The organism is Escherichia sp. WS3227_2 (assembly GCF_046486495.1).
In the GTDB taxonomy this organism is placed as follows: Bacteria; Pseudomonadota; Gammaproteobacteria; order Enterobacterales; family Enterobacteriaceae; genus Escherichia; species Escherichia coli.
In genome coordinates, this window is sequence record NZ_JBJQLG010000003.1 from 262,706 (window position 1) to 283,132 (window position 20,427).

Below are 20,427 nucleotides of genomic sequence, written 5' to 3' on the forward strand. Positions count from 1 at the left end.
TTAGCCTCTTTTTAAATCAATTTTTTAACCTTAGGATATATCATGGGTAAAACAATAAGTATGAAGCTTCTGTTCGGTATTTATCTTCTATTAATGGCAGGCAAAGTTTTTGCCTTCAGTTGTAATGTCGATGGCGGGTCAAGTATTGGAGCAGGTACAACCTCTGTTTATGTTAATCTCGACCCTGTAATACAACCGGGCCAGAATCTGGTTGTAGACTTGTCTCAGCATATAAGTTGCTGGAATGATTATGGCGGCTGGTACGACACTGATCATATAAACCTGGTACAAGGCTCAGCTTTCGCAGGCTCTCTACAGTCATATAAAGGATCGCTGTACTGGAATAATGTGACCTACCCCTTCCCGTTGACGACAAATACTAATGTATTAGATATTGGTGATAAGACACCGATGCCATTACCGTTAAAACTCTATATTACCCCAGTCGGTGCGGCCGGTGGAGTTGTCATAAAAGCCGGGGAAGTTATTGCCCGTATTCATATGTATAAAATTGCCACGTTAGGAAGCGGAAATCCGCGTAATTTTACGTGGAATATTATTTCAAATAACAGTGTTGTTATGCCAACAGGCGGTTGCACCGTTGATAGTCGTAATGTCACCGTGAATCTCCCGGACTTTCCTGGAAGCGCAGAAATACCCCTTAGTGTATATTGCTCTAGCGAACAAAAGCTCTCATTTTATCTTTCGGGTGCCACCACTGACAGTGCCCGACAAGTGTTTGCTAACACAGCACCAGATGCAACAAAAGCATCGGGCGTGGGTGTCTCTCTGATGCGTAATGGAAAAACACTGGCAACAGGAGAAAATGTCTCCCTGGGGACAGTAAATAAAAGCAAAGTACCTCTTGGTTTAAGCGCAACCTATGGACAAACAGGAAACAAGGTTGCAGCCGGAACCGTCCAGTCAGTCATTGGTGTCACTTTTATCTATGAATAATTGTGATTTTGACATTGGTCTATGCGCTCCATTCACGAAAATTGCGCGGAAAATTATTTTGTGAAGGCTATTATCCTACATCTGTAAGAAAATCCGCGCACAATTGAAGCCAGAGTCTTATTTTTTATATTGAAAAATATGTTAATTTAAACACTATGAGAGATGATGCTTAATTTATCGTATTTAATCTTTTGTTTAACGATAATAGATTAAAATAGAAAGAGAGTAGTCCCCTACTCTTATATATCCATGTTGACGATAATCCCTTTGTATATACTGTGCATCATCGCTATTACAAATCCTAATAATTCATTTCCACACAGGATAAGCAGATGAAGAAAAAAATTGAATCCTACCAGGGAGCTGCCGGTGGTTGGGGTGCTGTTAAATCCGTAGCGAATGCAGTACGTAAGCAGATGGATATACGCCAGGATGTTATTGCCATGTTTGACATGAATAAGCCAGAGGGCTTTGACTGTCCGGGTTGTGCATGGCCAGATCCTAAGCACAGTGCGTCATTCGACATTTGTGAAAACGGCGCAAAAGCAATCGCCTGGGAAGTCACGGATAAGCAGGTAAATGCCTCTTTCTTTGCTGAGAATTCGGTTCAATCATTACTTACCTGGGGAGATCACGAGCTTGAGGCTGCGGGGCGTCTCACCCAGCCTTTGAAATATGATGCCGTCAGCGACTGTTACAAGCCATTAAGCTGGCAACAAGCTTTCGACGAAATTGGCGAACGCCTTCAAAGCTATAGTGATCCCAATCAGGTTGAATTCTATACTTCGGGCCGCACTTCCAATGAAGCTGCCTTTCTTTATCAGCTTTTTGCCCGTGAATACGGGAGCAATAACTTCCCCGACTGCTCCAACATGTGCCATGAACCGACCAGTGTGGGTTTGGCAGCGAGTATCGGTGTAGGTAAAGGGACCGTGTTGCTGGAAGACTTTGAGAAATGCGATTTAGTCATTTGCATTGGGCATAACCCTGGTACAAACCACCCTCGCATGTTGACTTCGTTGCGCGCTTTAGTGAAACGGGGAGCGAAAATGATCGCCATCAATCCTCTACAGGAACGTGGCCTGGAGCGATTTACCGCACCGCAAAACCCGTTTGAAATGCTGACGAACTCTGAGACTCAGTTGGCCAGTGCCTACTACAACGTGCGCATTGGTGGTGATATGGCGTTGCTCAAGGGGATGATGCGCCTGTTAATTGAGCGCGATGATGCTGCAAGCGCCGCAGGTCGGCCCTCATTGCTGGATGACGAATTTATTCAAACGCATACCGTCGGCTTTGACGAGCTACGCCGTGACGTTCTCAATTCCGAGTGGAAAGATATCGAGCGTATTTCTGGACTAAGTCAGACTCAAATCGCCGAACTGGCTGATGCATATGCCGCTGCCGAACGCACCATTATCTGTTACGGAATGGGGATCACTCAGCACGAACATGGTACCCAGAATGTACAGCAACTGGTCAATCTGCTGTTGATGAAAGGTAACATTGGCAAGCCTGGTGCGGGTATCTGCCCACTACGAGGTCACTCTAATGTACAGGGCGACCGAACCGTCGGTATCACCGAGAAACCGTCTGCAGAGTTTCTGGCTCGCTTGGGTGAGCGCTATGGTTTCACCCCACCTCATGCACCTGGACATGCTGCAATTGCCAGCATGCAAGCAATATGTACGGGGCAGGCTCGAGCATTGATCTGCATGGGGGGCAACTTTGCACTGGCAATGCCAGATCGGGAAGCAAGCGCTGTACCGTTAACACAATTAGATCTGACGGTACACGTAGCCACTAAGCTTAACCGCTCTCATCTGCTGACCGCACGGCATAGCTATATTCTGCCGGTTCTGGGACGCAGCGAGATTGACATGCAAAAAAGCGGTGCGCAGGCGGTAACCGTTGAGGATTCAATGTCGATGATTCATGCCTCGCGTGGCGTGTTAAAACCCGCCGGTGTAATGCTGAAATCAGAGTGTGCAGTGGTCGCGGGAATCGCGCAGGCAGCACTACCCCAGAGCGTGGTAGCCTGGGAGTATCTGGTGGAAGATTATGATCGCATTCGCAATGACATTGAAGCTGTGCTGCCAGAGTTCGCCGACTATAACCAGCGCATCCGTCATCCCGGTGGTTTTCACCTGATAAATGCAGCTGCTGAAAGGCGCTGGATGACGCCGTCAGGTAAGGCTAATTTCATTACCAGTAAAGGGCTGTTAGAAGATCCCTCTTCAGCGTTTAACAGTAAGCTAGTCATGGCGACAGTACGCAGTCACGATCAGTACAACACGACGATTTATGGTATGGATGATCGCTATCGAGGGGTATTCGGTCAACGAGATGTGGTCTTTATGAGTGCTAAACAAGCTAAAATTTGCCGTGTAAAAAACGGCGAAAGAGTTAATCTTATTGCGCTTACGCCAGACGGTAAGCGAAGCTCACGCCGCATGGATAGATTAAAAGTGGTCATTTACCCTATGGCTGACCGCTCACTGGTGACCTATTTTCCAGAATCGAATCACATGCTAACACTTGATAACCACGATCCATTGAGTGGCATTCCTGGCTATAAAAGTATTCCGGTTGAATTAGAACCATCAAATTAATTCGCCTCCTCATTTCTTCTGCTGTCATCCGCACAGCAGAAGAATTCCTCATTGACCATTGTCGCGCAATTTACTCACATGTGCTAAATTAAACTGCTCGTTATAAGATATATACCTCCGCCTACAGCTGTAAGAAACTCCGCTCAGTACTGAAGCGCCAGTCCTATTTCCTCTATTCTCCAGCCTGTTATATTAAGCATACTGATTAACGATGCTTAACGTCATTCGTTTAATAAACACATTTGAAATGCATGCGACCATAGTGAAAAATAAAATCACGCAAAGAGACAACTATAAAGGGATCATGTCTGTAATTGTGGTTGTCTTATTACTGACCCTTACATTGATAGCCATTTTTTCGGCAATTGATCAGCTGGGTATTTCAGAAATGGGTCGCATTGCAAGGGATCTTACACACTTCATTATCAATAGTTTGCAAGACTGAAAATAAACAGCAAATTATAAATATGAAATGTTAAAAAAGTATCGATAAAAACTTTATTGTTTTAAGGAGATAAAATGTCGCTCGTTTGCTCTGTTATATTTATTCATCATGCCTTCAACGCTAACATTTTAGATAAAGATTACGCCTTCTCTGACGGCGAGATCCTGATGGTAGATAACGCTGTTCGTACGCATTTTGAACCTTATGAGCGGCATTTCAAAGAAATCGGATTTAATGAAAATACCATTAAAAAATATCTACAATGCACTAACATCCAGACAGTGACGGTGCCTGTTCCTGCGAAGTTTTTACGTGCTTCAAATGTACCGACTGGATTGCTTAATGAAATGATTGCTTATCTCAACTCGGAAGAACGCAATCATCATAATTTTTCAGAACTTTTGCTTTTTTCTTGCCTGTCTATTTTTGCCACATGCAAAGGTTTCATTACACTATTAACTAACGGTGTGCTATCCGTTTCCGGGAAAGTGAGAAATATTGTCAACATGAAGCTGGCGCACCCATGGAAGCTGAAAGATATTTGTGACTGCCTGTACATCAGTGAAAGCCTGCTCAAGAAAAAACTAAAGCAAGAGCAAACGACATTCTCACAGATTCTTTTAGATGCCAGAATGCAGCACGCAAAAAATTTGATACGAGTAGAAGGTTCAGTTAATAAAATTGCCGAACAATGTGGTTATGCCAGTACATCTTATTTTATTTATGCGTTCCGCAAACATTTCGGCAATAGTCCGAAGAGAGTTTCTAAGGAGTACCGTTGTCAAAGGCACACCGGTATGAACACGGACAACACGATGAGTGCTTTAGCTATTTGATTATTTGCTAACGAGTAGTCAACCACACACGCTGCGTAAGAATTAAATGGGGCAGCCATTTCCTGCCCCGCGTTGTTTTTAGGCGATATATTTATTGAAATAAATAAGTGACATTCATCACATATTTATGCATTTGCATAACCCGTTGCATGATTATTTATGATCTCAATTCGGAATTTTGTCAGTAAAATACAATAATTTATTAAATATCAATAGATTAGTTGTTTATCATCGAGAAATTACTTAGTAGAACAGAAAGTAATGTCAACGCTTTATGGACTGTTATTTCCCTTTTTTTAGCTAAATCTGCTATCTCTTTATGTGACTAACTTCACTTACATTCACTTATTTCTCTTCGTAAAATTACTTTGGAATTAAGTACAATAAGAAGAGGAACATTTATGAAGTCTGCATTAAAGAAAAGTGTCGTAAGTACCTCGATATCTTTGATACTGGCATCTGGTATGGCTGCATTTGCTGCTCATGCGGCAGATGATGTAAAGCTGAAAGCAACCAAAACAAACGTTGCTTTCTCAGACTTTACGCCGACTGAATACAGTACCAAGGGAAAGCCAAATATTATCGTACTGACTATGGATGATCTTGGTTATGGACAACTTCCTTTTGATAAGGGATCTTTTGACCCAAAAACAATGGAAAATCGTGAAGTTGTCGATACCTACAAAATAGGGATAGATAAAGCCATTGAAGCTGCGCAAAAATCAACGCCGACGCTCCTTTCATTAATGGATGAAGGCGTACGTTTTACTAACGGCTATGTGGCGCACGGTGTTTCCGGCCCCTCCCGCGCCGCAATAATGACCGGTCGAGCGCCCGCCCGCTTTGGTGTCTATTCCAATACCGATGCTCAGGATGGTATTCCGCTAACAGAAACTTTCTTGCCTGAATTATTCCAGAATCATGGTTATTACACTGCAGCAGTAGGTAAATGGCACTTGTCAAAAATCAGTAATGTGCCAGTACCGGAAGATAAACAAACGCGTGACTATCATGACAACTTCACCACATTTTCTGCGGAAGAATGGCAACCTCAAAACCGTGGCTTTGATTACTTTATGGGATTCCACGCTGCAGGAACGGCATATTACAACTCCCCTTCACTGTTCAAAAACCGTGAACGCGTCCCCGCAAAAGGTTATATCAGCGATCAGTTAACCGATGAGGCAATTGGCGTTGTTGATCGTGCCAAAACACTTGACCAGCCTTTTATGCTTTACCTGGCTTATAATGCTCCGCACCTGCCAAATGATAATCCTGCACCGGAGCAATATCAGAAGCAATTTAATACCGGTAGTCAAACAGCAGATAACTACTACGCTTCCGTTTATTCTGTTGATCAGGGTGTAAAACGCATTCTCGAACAACTGAAGAAAAACGGACAGTATGACAATACTATTATTCTCTTTACCTCCGATAATGGTGCGGTTATCGATGGTCCTCTGCCTCTGAATGGGGCGCAAAAAGGCTATAAGAGTCAGACCTATCCTGGCGGTACTCACACCCCAATGTTTATGTGGTGGAAAGGAAAACTTCAACCCGGTAATTATGACAAGCTGATTTCCGCAATGGATTTCTACCCGACAGCTCTTGATGCAGCCGATATCAGCATTCCAAAAGACCTTAAGCTGGATGGCGTTTCCTTGCTGCCGTGGTTGCAAGATAAGAAACAAGGCGAGCCACATAAAAATCTGACCTGGATAACCTCTTATTCTCACTGGTTTGATGAAGAAAATATTCCCTTCTGGGATAATTACCACAAATTTGTCCGCCATCAGTCAGACGATTACCCGCATAACCCCAACACCGAGGACTTAAGCCAATTCTCTTATACGGTGAGAAATAACGATTATTCGCTTGTCTATACAGTAGAAAACAATCAGTTAGGTCTATACAAACTGACGGATCTACAGCAAAAAGATAACCTTGCCGCCGCCAATCCGCAGGTCGTTAAAGAGATGCAAGGCGTGGTAAGAGAGTTTATCGACAGCAGCCAGCCACCGCTTAGCGAGGTAAATCAGGAGAAGTTTAACAATATCAAGAAAGCACTAAGCGAAGCGAAATAACTAAACCTTCATGCGGCGGATTTTTCCGCCGCCTTATTGAGCGAGATAGCGATGCACGTTACAGCCAAGCCCTCCAGTTTTCAATGTAATCTCAAATGTGATTACTGTTTTTACCTTGAAAAAGAGTCGCAGTTTACTCATGAAAAATGGATGGATGACAGCACTCTGAAAGAGTTCATCAAACAATATATCGCAGCGTCTGGCAATCAGGTCTATTTTACCTGGCAAGGCGGTGAACCCACTCTGGCTGGCCTGGATTTTTTCCGTAAAGTTATTCACTATCAACAACGCTATGCAGGCCAAAAACGTATTTTTAATGCATTACAAACGAATGGCATTTTATTGAATAATGAATGGTGTGCCTTTCTCAAAGAACATGAGTTTCTGGTTGGTATCTCGATCGATGGCCCCCAGGAGCTACATGACCGTTACAGACGCAGTAATTCAGGTAACGGTACTTTTGTAAAAGTGATAGCAGCCATCGAGCGTCTGAAATCATATCAAGTAGAGTTTAATACGTTAACCGTCATTAATAACGTTAATGTCCATTACCCTCTTGAGGTTTATCATTTTTTAAAATCCATCGGCAGTAAACATATGCAATTTATCGAATTGCTCGAAACCGGGACGCCGAATATTGATTTCAGTGGTCATAGTGAGAACACATTCCGTATCATTGATTTTTCTGTGCCTCCCACGGCTTATGGCAAGTTTATGTCAACCATTTTTATGCAATGGGTTAAAAACGATGTGGGTGAAATTTTCATTCGTCAGTTTGAAAGCTTTGTCAGCCGTTTTTTGGGGAATGGGCATACCAGTTGTATTTTCCAGGAGTCCTGCAAGGATAATCTGGTTGTTGAAAGTAATGGAGACATTTACGAATGCGACCATTTTGTCTATCCACAGTACAAAATTGGAAACATTAATAAATCTGAACTCAAAACGATGAACAGTGTACAACTGACAGCGCAAAAAAAACGGATTTCAGCGAAATGTCAGCAATGTGCATATAAACCTATCTGCAATGGCGGTTGTCCTAAGCATCGTATTACTAAAGTAAACAATGAGACTGTTTCTTATTTTTGCGAAGGTTATAAAATCCTTTTTTCAACCATGGTACCTTATATGAACGCCATGGTGGAGTTAGCTAAGAACAGAGTACCGCTTTACCACATCATGGATGTTGCAAGACAAATGGAGAATAATTAATAACGCTCCCTCTTAGCTCCAGTCTTAGCCTCCTTCTTATGACCTTAACAATGCACCCGACACATATTCCTGTCGGGTGTTTCGTCATCATCATCTTCCCTTGCGAAAATTCTGGCTTACGTGGTATGCGTCAGGGCATTAGCAATATCCTTGATTATCAATAGCATAACCATAACCACTGAAAATGAAATATTCCTTTATATTTCATATTGTTAAATGATACTTAAATAAATTTCATCAGTAAATCATTGCCATAGATAATCATTGGATGGCACAATCAATTTTCGCTAATGATAACCATTCCCATTACGTTTCGTATGTTGATAGCAAAGTATCTCTGTCTGCTGAAGCCCTTTTGGCTGCGTAAGAATAATAAAACTTCAGTGCTGTTAATCATTATTATCCTCGCCATGATCCTTGGCGTGGTTAAAATTCAGGTCTGGTTAAACGACTGGAATAATGATTTTTTCAATGCGCTAAGCCAGAAAGAAACCGATAAGCTTTGGCAGCTTGTCCTTTGGTTCCCTGCCCTGCTGGGGATCTTTGTATTAATATCCGTAAACAAAACATGGCTAATTAAACTACTGACTATTCGCTGGCGCGAATGGTTAACAGATTACTACCTTAATCGCTGGTTTGCAGATAAAAACTACTACTTCACGCAGATCTACGGTGAGCATAAAAATACAGATAACCCTGACCAACGTATCGCTGAAGACATTCTCTTACTGATCAGCAAAACGCTCAGTCTTTCATTTGGCTTCATCCAGTCACTTAGCATGTTGATCACCTTTACCGTTATTCTTTGGCAAAGCGCGGGTACGCTCTCATTCACTGTTGGTGGAACAGAATGGAATATCCAGGGGTATATGGTCTATACCGTCGTGCTCATTGTGATCGGTGGAACTTTATTTACTCATAAGGTGGGTAAACGTATTCGTCCGCTTAATGTGGAAAAACAACGTAGCGAAGCGACATTTCGAACTAATCTTGTGCAGCATAATAAGCAGGCTGAACTGATTGCGCTAAGCAATGCTGAGTCTCTACAACGCCAGGAGTTGAGCGACAATTTTCATACCATTAAAGATAACTGGCATCGTTTAATGAATCGTCAGCGGTGGCTTGATTACTGGCAGAATATTTATTCGCGCTCGCTTAGCGTTCTTCCCTACTTTCTGTTATTGCCGCAGTTTATTAGCGGACAGATCAATCTGGGCGGACTGATGAAATCGCGCCAGGCATTTATGCTGGTATCGAACAATTTAAGCTGGTTTATTTATAAATATGATGAACTTGCTGAACTGGCTGCGGTTATCGATCGCTTGTATGAGTTCCATCAACTCACCGAACAGCGCCCTACGAATAAGCCTAAAAATTGCCAACATGCGGTACAAGTGGCTGACGCGAGTATTCGTACTCCTGATAATAAGATCATATTAGAGAACCTAAACTTTCATGTTTCGCCAGGCAAATGGCTATTACTGAAAGGTTACTCTGGTGCGGGAAAAACCACACTGCTTAAAACATTATCCCACTGCTGGCCGTGGTTTAAAGGTGATATTTCGTCTCCTGCTGACAGTTGGTATGTGTCACAAACACCGTTAATCAAAACCGGCTTACTGAAAGAGATAATTTGTAAAGCACTTCCCCTGCCCGTAGACGATAAATCGTTGAGCGAAGTACTGCATCAGGTTGGTCTGGGGAAATTGGCTGCGCGTATTCATGACCACGATCGCTGGGGAGATATTCTTTCCAGCGGCGAAAAACAACGTATCGCCGTGGCACGATTAATTTTACGACGTCCGAAATGGATATTTCTTGACGAAACTACCTCTCATCTTGAGGAACAAGAGGCTATCCGCTTACTGCGTTTAGTGCGTGAAAAACTACCCTCAAGCGGCGTCATTATGGTTACACATCAACCCGGTGTCTGGAACCTGGCCGATGATATTTGTGACATTAGCGCGGTTTTATAAAAACAATAAAAGCCCTGCTGTACGGAGATAAAAATAAATGAAGCGAGTTCTTATTCCTGGCGTCATTTTATGTGGCGCTGATGTGGCGCAGGCCGTCGATGACAAAAACATGTACATGCATGTTTTTGAAGAGATGACGGTCTATGCTCCTGTCCCTGTACCCGTAAACGGCAACACGCATTACACCAGTGAAAGCATCGAGCGTTTACCGACCGGGAATGGCAATATCAGCGATCTGCTGAGAACAAACCCTGCGGTGCGCATGGATTCAACGCAAAGTACCTCGTTGAACCAGGGAGATATTCGCCCGGAAAAAATCTCTATTCACGGTGCGTCGCCCTACCAGAATGCCTATTTGATTGATGGTATTAGTGCAACTAATAACCTGAACCCAGCGAATGAGTCCGATGCCAGTAGTGCAACCAATATTAGCGGGATGTCACAGGGGTATTATCTTGATGTCAGCTTACTGGACAATGTGACGCTTTATGACAGTTTTGTGCCGGTTGAATTTGGTCGCTTCAATGGCGGGGTAATTGATGCAAAGATCAAACGCTTCAACGCTGATGATAGCAGCGTGAAACTGGGTTACCGCACTACGCGTTCGGACTGGTTAACATCGCATATCGATGAGAATAACAAGAGCGCATTTAATCAAGGTTCTTCAGGAAGTACTTATTTCTCTCCAGATTTTAAAAAGAACTTTTATACCTTGTCGTTTAATCAGGAACTGGCTGATAACTTTGGCGTTACTGCCGGTTTATCGCGCCGCCAGTCTGATATCACCCGCGCGGATTATGTTTCGAATGACGGCATTGTCGCCGGTCGGGCACAGTATAAAAATGTTATCGATACCGCATTGAGCAAATTTACCTGGTTTGCCAGCGACCGCTTTACCCACGATTTAACCTTAAAATATACCGGCTCCAGCCGTGATTATAATACCAGCACCTTCCCGGAGTCTGATCGCGAAATGGGTAATAAATCCTATGGTCTGGCATGGGATATGGATACCCAGCTCGCATGGGCCAAACTGCGTACCACCGTTGGTTGGGATCATATTAGTGATTATACCCGTCACGATCATGACATCTGGTACACCGAACTTTCATGTACATATGGTGATATTTCAGGGCGTTGCACCCGTGGCGGATTAGGACACATTTCCCAGGCTGTAGATAATTACACCTTCAAAACACGCCTGGACTGGCAAAAATTCGCCGTGGGTAATGTTTCGCATCAACCCTACTTCGGCGCGGAATACATCTATTCCGATGCTTGGACTGAACGCCATAACCAGTCTGAATCCTATGTGATTAATGCTGCAGGAAAGAAAACTAACCATACCATTTACCATAAAGGTAAAGGCAGTCTGGGAATTGACAACTACACGCTGTATATGGCGGATCGCATTAGCTGGCGGAATGTGTCGTTAATGCCCGGTGTGCGGTATGACTATGACAACTATCTGTCAAACCACAATATCTCCCCGCGATTTATGACGGAATGGGATATTTTTGCTGATCAAACCTCAATGATTACCGCAGGTTATAACCGTTACTATGGCGGGAATATTCTTGATATGGGATTACGTGATATCCGCAATAGCTGGACGGAATCGGTATCAGGCAATAAAACCCTGACGCGTTATCAGGATTTGAAAACGCCTTATAACGATGAACTGGCAATGGGGTTGCAGCAGAAAATCGGTAAGAACGTTATTGCGCGTGCAAACTATGTTTATCGTGAAGCGCATGATCAAATCAGTAAAAGCAGTCGTACCGACAGCGCGACTAAAACCACCATTACTGAATATAACAACGACGGCAAAACCAAAACGCATTCGTTCAACCTCAGTTTTGAACTGGCCGAACCCCTGCATATCAGCCAGGTAGATATTAACCCGCAAATTGTCTTTAGCTATATCAAGAGCAAGGGCAACTTGTCGTTAAACAATGGTTATGAGGAAAGCAATACCGGTGATAACCAGGTGGTTTATAACGGTAATCTGGTCTCTTACGATAGCGTTCCAGTGGCAGATTTTAATAACCCATTAAAGATCTCCTTAAACATGGATTTCACGCATCAACCGAGCGGGTTGGTGTGGGCGAATACGCTGGCCTGGCAAGAAGCGCGTAAAGCTCGCATTATCCTGGGTAAGACGAATGCGCAATACATCAGCGAATATTCAGATTACAAGCAGTATGTTGACGAAAAACTGGATAGCAGCCTGACCTGGGACACCCGCTTGTCCTGGACGCCACAATTTCTGAAACAACAAAACCTGACGATCAGTGCCGATATTCTCAATGTACTGGATAGCAAAACCGCGGTTGATACAACGAATACCGGTGTGGCGACCTACGCCAGTGGCCGTACTTTCTGGCTTGATGTCAGCATGAAATTTTAATAGTTCGGATTTTACTTAACCGGGTAAATTTGCCCGGTTTTCGCATGGAGATAATTATGAGAAACCTCTGTTTCTTACTGACGTTAGTGGCAACTCTGTTGCTCCCCGGGCGACTGATTGCCGCCGCCTTACCGCAGGATGAAAAGTTAATTACCGGGCAACTGGACAATGGCTTGCGATATATGATTTATCCGCATGCTCAACCAAAGGATCAGGTAAATTTATGGCTGCAAATTCATACGGGTTCATTGCAGGAAGGAGACAATGAGCGCGGCGTGGCTCATTTTGTAGAACATATGATGTTTAACGGCACAAAAACATGGCCGGGTAATAAAGTCATCGAAACATTTGAGTCGATGGGTCTGCGCTTTGGTCGCGATGTTAATGCCTATACCAGCTATGACGAAACGGTGTATCAGGTGAGTTTGCCGACTACGCAGAAACAAAATCTGCAACAAGTGATGGCAATCTTCAGTGAATGGAGTAATGCCGCAACCTTTGAAAAACTCGAAGTAGACGCTGAACGCGGCGTAATTACTGAGGAATGGCGTGCCCATCAGGATGCGAAATGGCGCACCTCTCAGGCGCGCCGCCCTTTCCTGCTGGCTAATACCCGTAATTTAGACCGTGAACCTATCGGCCTGATGGATACTGTCGCTACGGTCACACCGGCACAATTGCGCCAATTTTATCAACGCTGGTATCAACCAAATAATATGACTTTTATCGTGGTCGGCGATATTGACAGTAAAGAAGCGCTGGCGCTGATTAAGGATAATTTAAGTAAGCTTCCGGCTAACAAAGCAGCTGAAAATCGCGTCTGGCCGACAAAAGCCGAAAACCACCTGCGCTTTAATATCATTAATGATAAAGAAAACCGGGTGAACGGCATCGCACTCTATTATCGCCTGCCAATGGTGCAAGTGAGCGATGAGCAAAGCTTTATCGAACAAGCTGAATGGAGCATGTTGGTTCAGCTGTTCAATCAGCGTCTGCAGGAACGCATACAGTCGGGCGAGTTGAAGACTATTTCTGGCGGCACTGCGCGCAGCGTTAAAATTGCACCCGATTATCAGTCGCTGTTTTTCCGTGTAAATGCACGAGACGATAATATGCAGGATGCTGCGAATGCATTAATGGCAGAGTTGGCAACTATTGATCAGCATGGTTTTTCTGCTGAAGAACTCGATGATGTCAAATCTACCCGCCTCACCTGGCTGAAAAATGCGGTTGATCAGCAAGCTGAACGTGATTTACGTATGCTGACCAGTCGCCTGGCATCCAGCTCATTAAATAATACGCCGTTCTTGTCGCCGGAAGAGACATATCAACTTTCGAAACGTCTGTGGCAGCAAATTACCGTGCAAAGTCTGGCGGAAAAATGGCAGCAGTTAAGAAAGAACCAGGATGCATTTTGGGAGCAAATGGTAAACAATGAGGTTGCTGCCAAAAAAGCATTGTCTCCTGCGGCTATCCTGGCGCTGGAAAAAGAGTACGCCAACAAAAAGCTGGCGGCTTACATCTTCCCAGGCAGAAATTTATCGTTAACAGTAGACGCTGACCCACAGGCGGAAATTAGCAGCAAAGAAACGCTGGCTGAGAATCTGACATCATTAACACTTTCCAATGGTGCCAGGGTTATTCTGGCAAAATCCGCGGGTGAAGAGCAAAAGCTACAAATTACTGCCGTATCTAATAAAGGCGATTTAAGTTTCCCTGCGCAGCAAAAATCACTTATCGCGCTGGCAAATAAAGCAGTAAGCGGAAGCGGCGTTGGTGAACTCTCCTCTTCCAGCCTGAAACGCTGGAGTGCGGAAAACTCGGTAACCATGAGCAGTAAAGTCAGTGGCATGAATACATTGCTCTCTGTTAGCGCGCGGGCTAATAACCCTGAACCTGGTTTCCAGTTGATTAACCAGCGAATCACCCACAGCACGATTAACGATAATATTTGGGCATCGCTACAAAATGCTCAAATTCAGGCGTTGAAAACGCTCGACCAGCGTCCAGCGGAGAAATTCGCCCAGCAGATGTATGAGACGCGCTATGCTGATGACCGCACGAAATTACTGCAAGAAAATCAGATTGCACAGTTTACTGCCGCAGATGCGCTGGCTGCCGATCGCCAGTTGTTTTCATCTCCAGCGGATATCACGTTTGTCATTGTCGGTAATGTCGCAGAAGACAAACTCGTGGCGTTAATTACGCGTTACTTAGGATCAATCAAACACTCTGATTCGCCATTAGCCGCAGGTAAACCATTAACTCGCGCGACGGACAACGCATCGGTTACTGTAAAAGAACAAAATGAACCTGTGGCACAGGTTTCACAGTGGAAGCGTTATGATTCCCGGACACCTGTAAATCTGGAGACGCGTATGGCGCTCGATGCTTTTAACGTCGCACTGGCAAAAGATCTACGCGTTAATATTCGTGAACAGGCCTCTGGGGCATACAGCGTTTCTTCTCGCCTCTCGGTTGATCCTCAGGCCAAAGATATCAGTCATTTGCTGGCTTTTACTTGTCAACCAGAACGACATGATGAACTGTTAACGTTAGCGAATGAAGTGATGGTTAAGCGTCTGGCTAAAGGGATCAGTGAGCAAGAACTGAACGAATACCAGCAAAACGTTCAGCGCAGCCTCGATATCCAACAGCGTAGCGTTCAACAATTAGCGAACACCATTGTAAATAGTCTTATTCAATATGACGATCCTGCAGCATGGACTGAGCAGGAGCAATTATTGAAACAAATGACGGTAGAGAATGTTAACACTGCCGTTAAACAATATCTTTCTCATCCGGTGAATACCTATACCGGAGTATTATTGCCAAAATAATAACAGCTCCGTCAACACCTCGTTGGCGGGGATTTTATCAATATTCGCTATTTTTATGTAATAATTTTATAAATGCGTTCAAAATAATAACCAAGTACTAATAGTGATATTTTAAGGTCTGATTTTTACGTGATAATTCAGGAGGCGTAGAAAGTGCATAAAAATAACAACACAAAACACCTTGCCACCACCAAATAATTCAACAATGTATTGATTTTCAATGAAAAAATATTATTCGCATAATATCTCACGATAAATAACATTAGGATTTTGTTATTTAAACCAGAGTCCTTTGCACTTGCTTACTTTATCGATAAATCCTACTTTTTTAATGCGATCCAATCATTTTAAGGAGTTTAAAATGGATAAGAAGCAAGTAACGGATTTAAGGTCGGAACTACTCGATTCACGTTTTGGTGCGAAGTCTATTTCCACTATCGCAGAATCAAAACGATTTCCGCTGCACGAAATGCGCGATGATGTCGCATTCCAGATTATCAATGACGAATTATATCTTGATGGCAACGCTCGTCAGAACCTGGCCACTTTCTGCCAGACCTGGGACGACGAAAATGTCCATAAGTTGATGGATTTATCCATTAACAAAAACTGGATCGACAAAGAAGAATATCCGCAATCTGCAGCAATCGACCTGCGTTGCGTAAACATGGTTGCCGATCTGTGGCATGCGCCTGCGCCGAAAAATGGTCAGGCCGTTGGCACCAACACCATTGGTTCTTCCGAGGCCTGTATGCTCGGCGGGATGGCGATGAAATGGCGTTGGCGCAAGCGTATGGAAGCTGCAGGCAAACCAACGGATAAACCAAACCTGGTGTGCGGTCCGGTGCAAATCTGCTGGCATAAATTCGCCCGCTACTGGGATGTGGAGCTGCGTGAGATCCCTATGCGCCCCGGTCAGTTGTTTATGGACCCGAAACGCATGATTGAAGCCTGCGACGAAAACACCATCGGCGTGGTGCCGACTTTCGGCGTGACCTACACCGGTAACTATGAGTTCCCGCAACCGCTGCACGATGCGCTGGATAAATTCCAGGCCGACACCGGTATCGACATCGACATGCACATCGACGCCGCCAGCGGTGGCTTCCTGGCACCGTTCGTCGCCCCGGATATCGTCTGGGACTTCCGCCTGCCGCGTGTGAAATCGATCAGTGCTTCAGGCCATAAATTCGGTCTGGCTCCGCTGGGCTGCGGCTGGGTTATCTGGCGTGATGAAGAAGCGCTGCCGCAGGAACTGGTGTTCAACGTTGACTACCTCGGTGGTCAGATTGGTACTTTCGCCATCAACTTCTCCCGCCCGGCGGGTCAGGTGATTGCACAGTACTATGAATTCCTGCGCCTTGGCCGTGAAGGCTATACCAAAGTACAGAACGCTTCCTACCAGGTTGCTGCCTATCTGGCGGATGAAATCGCCAAACTGGGGCCGTATGAGTTCATCTGTACCGGTCGCCCGGACGAAGGCATCCCGGCGGTTTGCTTCAAACTGAAAGATGGTGAAGACCCGGGATACACCCTGTATGACCTCTCTGAACGTCTGCGTCTGCGCGGCTGGCAGGTTCCGGCCTTCACTCTCGGCGGTGAAGCCACTGACATCGTGGTGATGCGCATTATGTGTCGTCGCGGCTTCGAAATGGACTTTGCTGAACTGTTGCTGGAAGACTACAAAGCCTCCCTGAAATATCTCAGCGATCACCCGAAACTGCAGGGTATTGCCCAGCAGAACAGCTTTAAACATACCTGATAACGTTTAACGGTAACGGTGTCCCGAAACACACCCGTTTCGGGACAATTTCCAAAGTCTGTTCACTGGCATTAGCAACGGAAAATATTGTTCTGAATACGCTTCAGAACAAAACAGGTGCGGTTCCGACAGGAATACCGTTTTAGGGGGATAATATGGCTACATCAGTACAGACAGGTAAAGCTAAGCAGCTCACATTACTCGGATTTTTTGCCATAACGGCATCGATGGTAATGGCTGTTTATGAATACCCTACCTTCGCAACATCGGGCTTTTCATTAGTCTTCTTCCTGCTATTAGGCGGGATTTTATGGTTTATTCCCGTGGGACTTTGTGCTGCGGAAATGGCCACCGTCGACGGCTGGGAAGAAGGTGGTGTCTTCGCCTGGGTATCAAATACTCTGGGGCCGAGATGGGGATTTGCAGCGATCTCATTTGGCTATCTGCAAATCGCCATTGGTTTTATTCCGATGCTCTATTTCGTGTTAGGGGCACTCTCCTACATCCTGAAATGGCCAGCGCTGAATGAAGACCCTATTACCAAAACTATTGCAGCACTCATCATTCTTTGGGCGCTGGCATTAACGCAGTTTGGTGGCACGAAATACACGGCGCGAATTGCTAAAGTTGGCTTCTTCGCCGGTATCCTGTTACCTGCATTTATTTTGATCGCATTAGCGGCTATTTATCTGCACTCCGGTGCCCCCGTTGCTATCGAAATGGATTCGAAGACCTTCTTCCCTGACTTCTCTAAAGTGGGCACCCTGGTTGTATTTGTTGCCTTCATTTTGAGTTATATGGGCGTTGAAGCTTCCGCAACCCACGTCAATGAAATGAGCAATCCAGGGCGCGACTATCCACTGGCTATGTTACTGCTGATGGTGGCGGCAATCTGCTTAAGCTCTGTTGGCGGTTTGTCTATTGCGATGGTCATTCCGGGTAATGAAATCAACCTCTCCGCAGGGGTAATGCAAACCTTTACCGTTCTGATGTCCCATGTGGCACCGGAAATTGAGTGGACGGTTCGCGTGATCTCCGCACTGCTGTTGCTGGGTGTTCTGGCGGAAATCGCCTCCTGGATTGTTGGTCCTTCTCGCGGGATGTATGTCACAGCGCAGAAAAACCTGCTGCCAGCAGCATTCGCTAAAATGAACAAAAATGGCGTACCGGTAACGCTGGTCATTTCGCAGCTGGTGATTACTTCTATCGCGTTGATCATCCTCACCAATACCGGTGGCGGTAACAACATGTCCTTCCTGATCGCACTGGCGCTGACGGTGGTGATTTATCTGTGTGCTTATTTCATGCTGTTTATTGGCTACATTGTGTTGGTTCTTAAACATCCTGACTTAAAACGCACATTTAATATCCCTGGTGGTAAAGGGGTGAAACTGGTCGTGGCTGTTGTCGGTCTGCTGACTTCAATTATGGCGTTTATTGTTTCCTTCCTGCCGCCGGATAACATCCAGGGTGACTCTACTGATATGTATGTTGAATTACTGGTCGTGAGTTTCCTGGTGGTACTTGCCCTGCCCTTTATTCTCTATGCTGTTCATGATCGTAAAGGCAAAGGGAATACCGGCGTCACTCTGGAGCCAATCAACAGTCAGAACGCACCAAAAGGTCACTTCTTCCTGCACCCGCGTGCACGTTCACCACACTATATTGTGATGAATGACAAGAAACACTAACCATGTCTGAATGGTTATAAGATAAGGGAGCGATAATTCATCGCTCCCTTTTTCGTGCTTGCTGTCGTATTGACTTAACCGGGATAAGTACGAGAATGAGCGCACATCTGTTTACCGGAAACCAGCACATATGGATATCTGCTCCCGAAACGAGAAATTAGCGATTAGAAGACCAGCGATACTGGTTGCACTGGCACTTTTACTGTGTAGTTGTAAAAGCACGCCTCCAGAGTCCATGGTGACACCACCAGCGGGTTCAAAGCCACCAGCCACGACGCAACAATCGTCACAACCGATGCGTGGCATCTGGCTGGCCACGGTGTCTCGCCTCGACTGGCCACCGGTTTCCTCGGTTAACATTAGTAACCCCACCAGCCGGGCCCGTGTACAACAACAGGCGATGATCGACAAACTGGATCATCTGCAACGTCTCGGCATAAACACGGTCTTTTTCCAGGTCAAGCCAGACGGTACCGCCCTGTGGCCATCGAAAATTTTGCCGTGGTCCGATCTTATGACCGGTAAGATTGGTGAAAATCCGGGTTACGATCCGCTGCAATTCATGCTCGACGAAGCCCACAAGCGTGGGATGAAAGTACACGCATGGTTTAACCCCTATCGCGTATCGGTTAATACGAAGCCCGGTACTATCAGGGAACTGAATAGCACTCTGGCTCAACAACCAGCGAGCGTCTATGTGCAACACCGCGACTGGATCAGAACGTCCGGCGATCGCTTTGTCCTCGACCCGGGCATCCCTGAAGTTCAGGACTGGATCACATCAATAGTCGCGGAAGTGGTTTCCCGCTATCCGGTAGATGGCGTGCAGTTTGACGACTATTTCTATACTGAGTCACCGGGTTCACGGCTAAATGATAACGAAACGTACCGCAAATACGGAGGCGCATTTGCGTCAAAAGCAGACTGGCGGCGCAACAATACTCAGCAGTTAATTGCGAAGGTATCGCACACCATTAAAAGCATTAAGCCGGAAGTCGAATTTGGCGTTAGCCCGGCAGGCGTGTGGCGTAACCGATCACACGATCCGCTCGGTTCCGATACCCGAGGCGCGGCAGCCTATGACGAATCCTACGCTGACACCCGTCGATGGGTGGAACAAGGATTGCTGGATTACATTGCTCCCCAAATTTACTGGCCGTTCTCACGGAGTGCCGCACGTTATGACGTTTTGGCAAAATGGTGGGCGGATGTCGTTAAACCGACCAGGACCCGCCTGTATATCGGTATCGCCTTCTATAAAGTGGGTGAACCTTCAAAGATAGAGCCAGACTGGATGATTAACGGCGGCGTACCGGAACTGAAAAAACAGCTCGATCTTAACGATGCCGTGCCAGAAATTAGCGGCACAATCTTGTTCCGTGAGGACTATCTGAATAAACCGCAGACTCAACAAGCGGTTAGCTATCTGCAAAGTCGTTGGGGCAGTTAAACTCCCATTCATACTTTGTGACAAGCCGGTGGTTTACCCACCGGCTTGCTACCCTCTTGAAATATCCCACTAGTAATCATACTTACTTAAGTCAAATTAACTACGCAATTAACCCCACTTAGTTAAACAGTCAAAATCCCCTAATAAAAATGTAT

13 protein-coding genes are annotated in these 20,427 nt (G+C 45.3%); 12 read left to right on the forward strand and 1 reads right to left on the reverse strand.

What is annotated here, in order from left to right:
* The first annotated feature begins 42 nt into the window (after positions 1-42).
* From ACJHXB_RS06590 to ACJHXB_RS06615, 6 genes are all read left to right on the forward strand, one after another.
* Positions 43-957: a fimbrial protein gene (locus ACJHXB_RS06590; protein ID WP_000520700.1), complete on the forward strand. Its 915-nt coding sequence runs from the start codon at positions 43-45 to the stop codon at positions 955-957.
* Between the two features lie 332 nt (positions 958-1,289).
* On the forward strand, positions 1,290-3,569 hold the full coding sequence (gene ydeP, locus ACJHXB_RS06595) for an acid resistance putative oxidoreductase YdeP (RefSeq protein WP_000726668.1): 2,280 nt from the start codon (positions 1,290-1,292) through the stop codon (positions 3,567-3,569).
* Positions 3,570-3,816: 247 nt separating this feature from the next.
* Complete coding sequence (safA, locus tag ACJHXB_RS06600) at positions 3,817-4,014, forward strand: two-component system connector SafA (RefSeq protein WP_001309504.1); 198 nt, start codon at positions 3,817-3,819, stop codon at positions 4,012-4,014.
* 74 nt (positions 4,015-4,088) lie between these two features.
* Positions 4,089-4,850 (forward strand): acid stress response transcriptional regulator YdeO, encoded by a 762-nt coding sequence (gene ydeO / locus ACJHXB_RS06605; protein ID WP_000060482.1) that lies wholly within the window; start codon positions 4,089-4,091, stop codon positions 4,848-4,850.
* Between the two features lie 401 nt (positions 4,851-5,251).
* Positions 5,252-6,934, forward strand: a complete 1,683-nt coding sequence (locus ACJHXB_RS06610; RefSeq protein WP_001303114.1) for a sulfatase-like hydrolase/transferase — start codon at positions 5,252-5,254, stop codon at positions 6,932-6,934.
* Positions 6,935-6,985: 51 nt separating this feature from the next.
* Complete coding sequence (locus ACJHXB_RS06615) at positions 6,986-8,143, forward strand: anaerobic sulfatase maturase (protein WP_001604576.1); 1,158 nt, start codon at positions 6,986-6,988, stop codon at positions 8,141-8,143.
* Here the strand turns inward: ACJHXB_RS06615 and ACJHXB_RS06620 are convergent.
* Positions 8,109-8,231, reverse strand: a complete 123-nt coding sequence (locus ACJHXB_RS06620) for a hypothetical protein (protein WP_122987202.1) — start codon at positions 8,229-8,231, stop codon at positions 8,109-8,111. The genes ACJHXB_RS06615 and ACJHXB_RS06620 overlap by 35 nt on opposite strands.
* A 202-nt stretch (positions 8,232-8,433) precedes the next feature.
* On the opposite strand from ACJHXB_RS06620, the gene ACJHXB_RS06625 reads away from it, so the two are divergent.
* From ACJHXB_RS06625 to ACJHXB_RS06650, 6 genes are all read left to right on the forward strand, one after another.
* The gene (locus ACJHXB_RS06625) at positions 8,434-10,119 is read left to right on the forward strand and encodes an ABC transporter ATP-binding protein/permease (RefSeq protein WP_000628565.1); all 1,686 of its coding nucleotides are present in this window, start codon (positions 8,434-8,436) and stop codon (positions 10,117-10,119) included.
* Positions 10,120-10,156: 37 nt separating this feature from the next.
* Entirely contained in the window at positions 10,157-12,529 is a 2,373-nt protein-coding gene (locus tag ACJHXB_RS06630; protein WP_000832474.1) for a TonB-dependent receptor plug domain-containing protein, read from the forward strand.
* A gap of 56 nt (positions 12,530-12,585) precedes the next feature.
* Positions 12,586-15,369, forward strand: coding sequence for a M16 family metallopeptidase (locus ACJHXB_RS06635; protein ID WP_001469134.1), 2,784 nt, complete (start codon positions 12,586-12,588; stop codon positions 15,367-15,369).
* 361 nt (positions 15,370-15,730) lie between these two features.
* On the forward strand, positions 15,731-17,131 hold the full coding sequence (locus tag ACJHXB_RS06640) for a glutamate decarboxylase (RefSeq protein WP_000358930.1): 1,401 nt from the start codon (positions 15,731-15,733) through the stop codon (positions 17,129-17,131).
* A 155-nt stretch (positions 17,132-17,286) separates the two neighbouring features.
* Entirely contained in the window at positions 17,287-18,822 is a 1,536-nt protein-coding gene (gene gadC / locus ACJHXB_RS06645; RefSeq protein WP_000246026.1) for an acid resistance gamma-aminobutyrate antiporter GadC, read from the forward strand.
* A 130-nt stretch (positions 18,823-18,952) separates the two neighbouring features.
* The gene (locus ACJHXB_RS06650; protein ID WP_000350347.1) at positions 18,953-20,272 is read left to right on the forward strand and encodes a family 10 glycosylhydrolase; all 1,320 of its coding nucleotides are present in this window, start codon (positions 18,953-18,955) and stop codon (positions 20,270-20,272) included.
* The last annotated feature ends 155 nt before the right edge of the window (positions 20,273-20,427 follow it).

What these genes read in the sequence shown, in the direction of transcription:
- ACJHXB_RS06590 (WP_000520700.1), top strand. Translation starts at nt 43, where the DNA reads ATGGGTAAAACAATAAGTATGAAGCTTCTGTTCGGTATTTATCTTCTA.
- ydeP (WP_000726668.1), top strand. Translation starts at nt 1,290, where the DNA reads ATGAAGAAAAAAATTGAATCCTACCAGGGAGCTGCCGGTGGTTGGGGT.
- safA (WP_001309504.1), top strand. Translation starts at nt 3,817, where the DNA reads ATGCATGCGACCATAGTGAAAAATAAAATCACGCAAAGAGACAACTAT.
- ydeO (WP_000060482.1), top strand. Translation starts at nt 4,089, where the DNA reads ATGTCGCTCGTTTGCTCTGTTATATTTATTCATCATGCCTTCAACGCT.
- ACJHXB_RS06610 (WP_001303114.1), top strand. Translation starts at nt 5,252, where the DNA reads ATGAAGTCTGCATTAAAGAAAAGTGTCGTAAGTACCTCGATATCTTTG.
- ACJHXB_RS06615 (WP_001604576.1), top strand. Translation starts at nt 6,986, where the DNA reads ATGCACGTTACAGCCAAGCCCTCCAGTTTTCAATGTAATCTCAAATGT.
- ACJHXB_RS06620 (WP_122987202.1), bottom strand. Translation starts at nt 8,231, where the DNA reads ATGACGAAACACCCGACAGGAATATGTGTCGGGTGCATTGTTAAGGTC.
- ACJHXB_RS06625 (WP_000628565.1), top strand. Translation starts at nt 8,434, where the DNA reads ATGATAACCATTCCCATTACGTTTCGTATGTTGATAGCAAAGTATCTC.
- ACJHXB_RS06630 (WP_000832474.1), top strand. Translation starts at nt 10,157, where the DNA reads ATGAAGCGAGTTCTTATTCCTGGCGTCATTTTATGTGGCGCTGATGTG.
- ACJHXB_RS06635 (WP_001469134.1), top strand. Translation starts at nt 12,586, where the DNA reads ATGAGAAACCTCTGTTTCTTACTGACGTTAGTGGCAACTCTGTTGCTC.
- ACJHXB_RS06640 (WP_000358930.1), top strand. Translation starts at nt 15,731, where the DNA reads ATGGATAAGAAGCAAGTAACGGATTTAAGGTCGGAACTACTCGATTCA.
- gadC (WP_000246026.1), top strand. Translation starts at nt 17,287, where the DNA reads ATGGCTACATCAGTACAGACAGGTAAAGCTAAGCAGCTCACATTACTC.
- ACJHXB_RS06650 (WP_000350347.1), top strand. Translation starts at nt 18,953, where the DNA reads ATGGATATCTGCTCCCGAAACGAGAAATTAGCGATTAGAAGACCAGCG.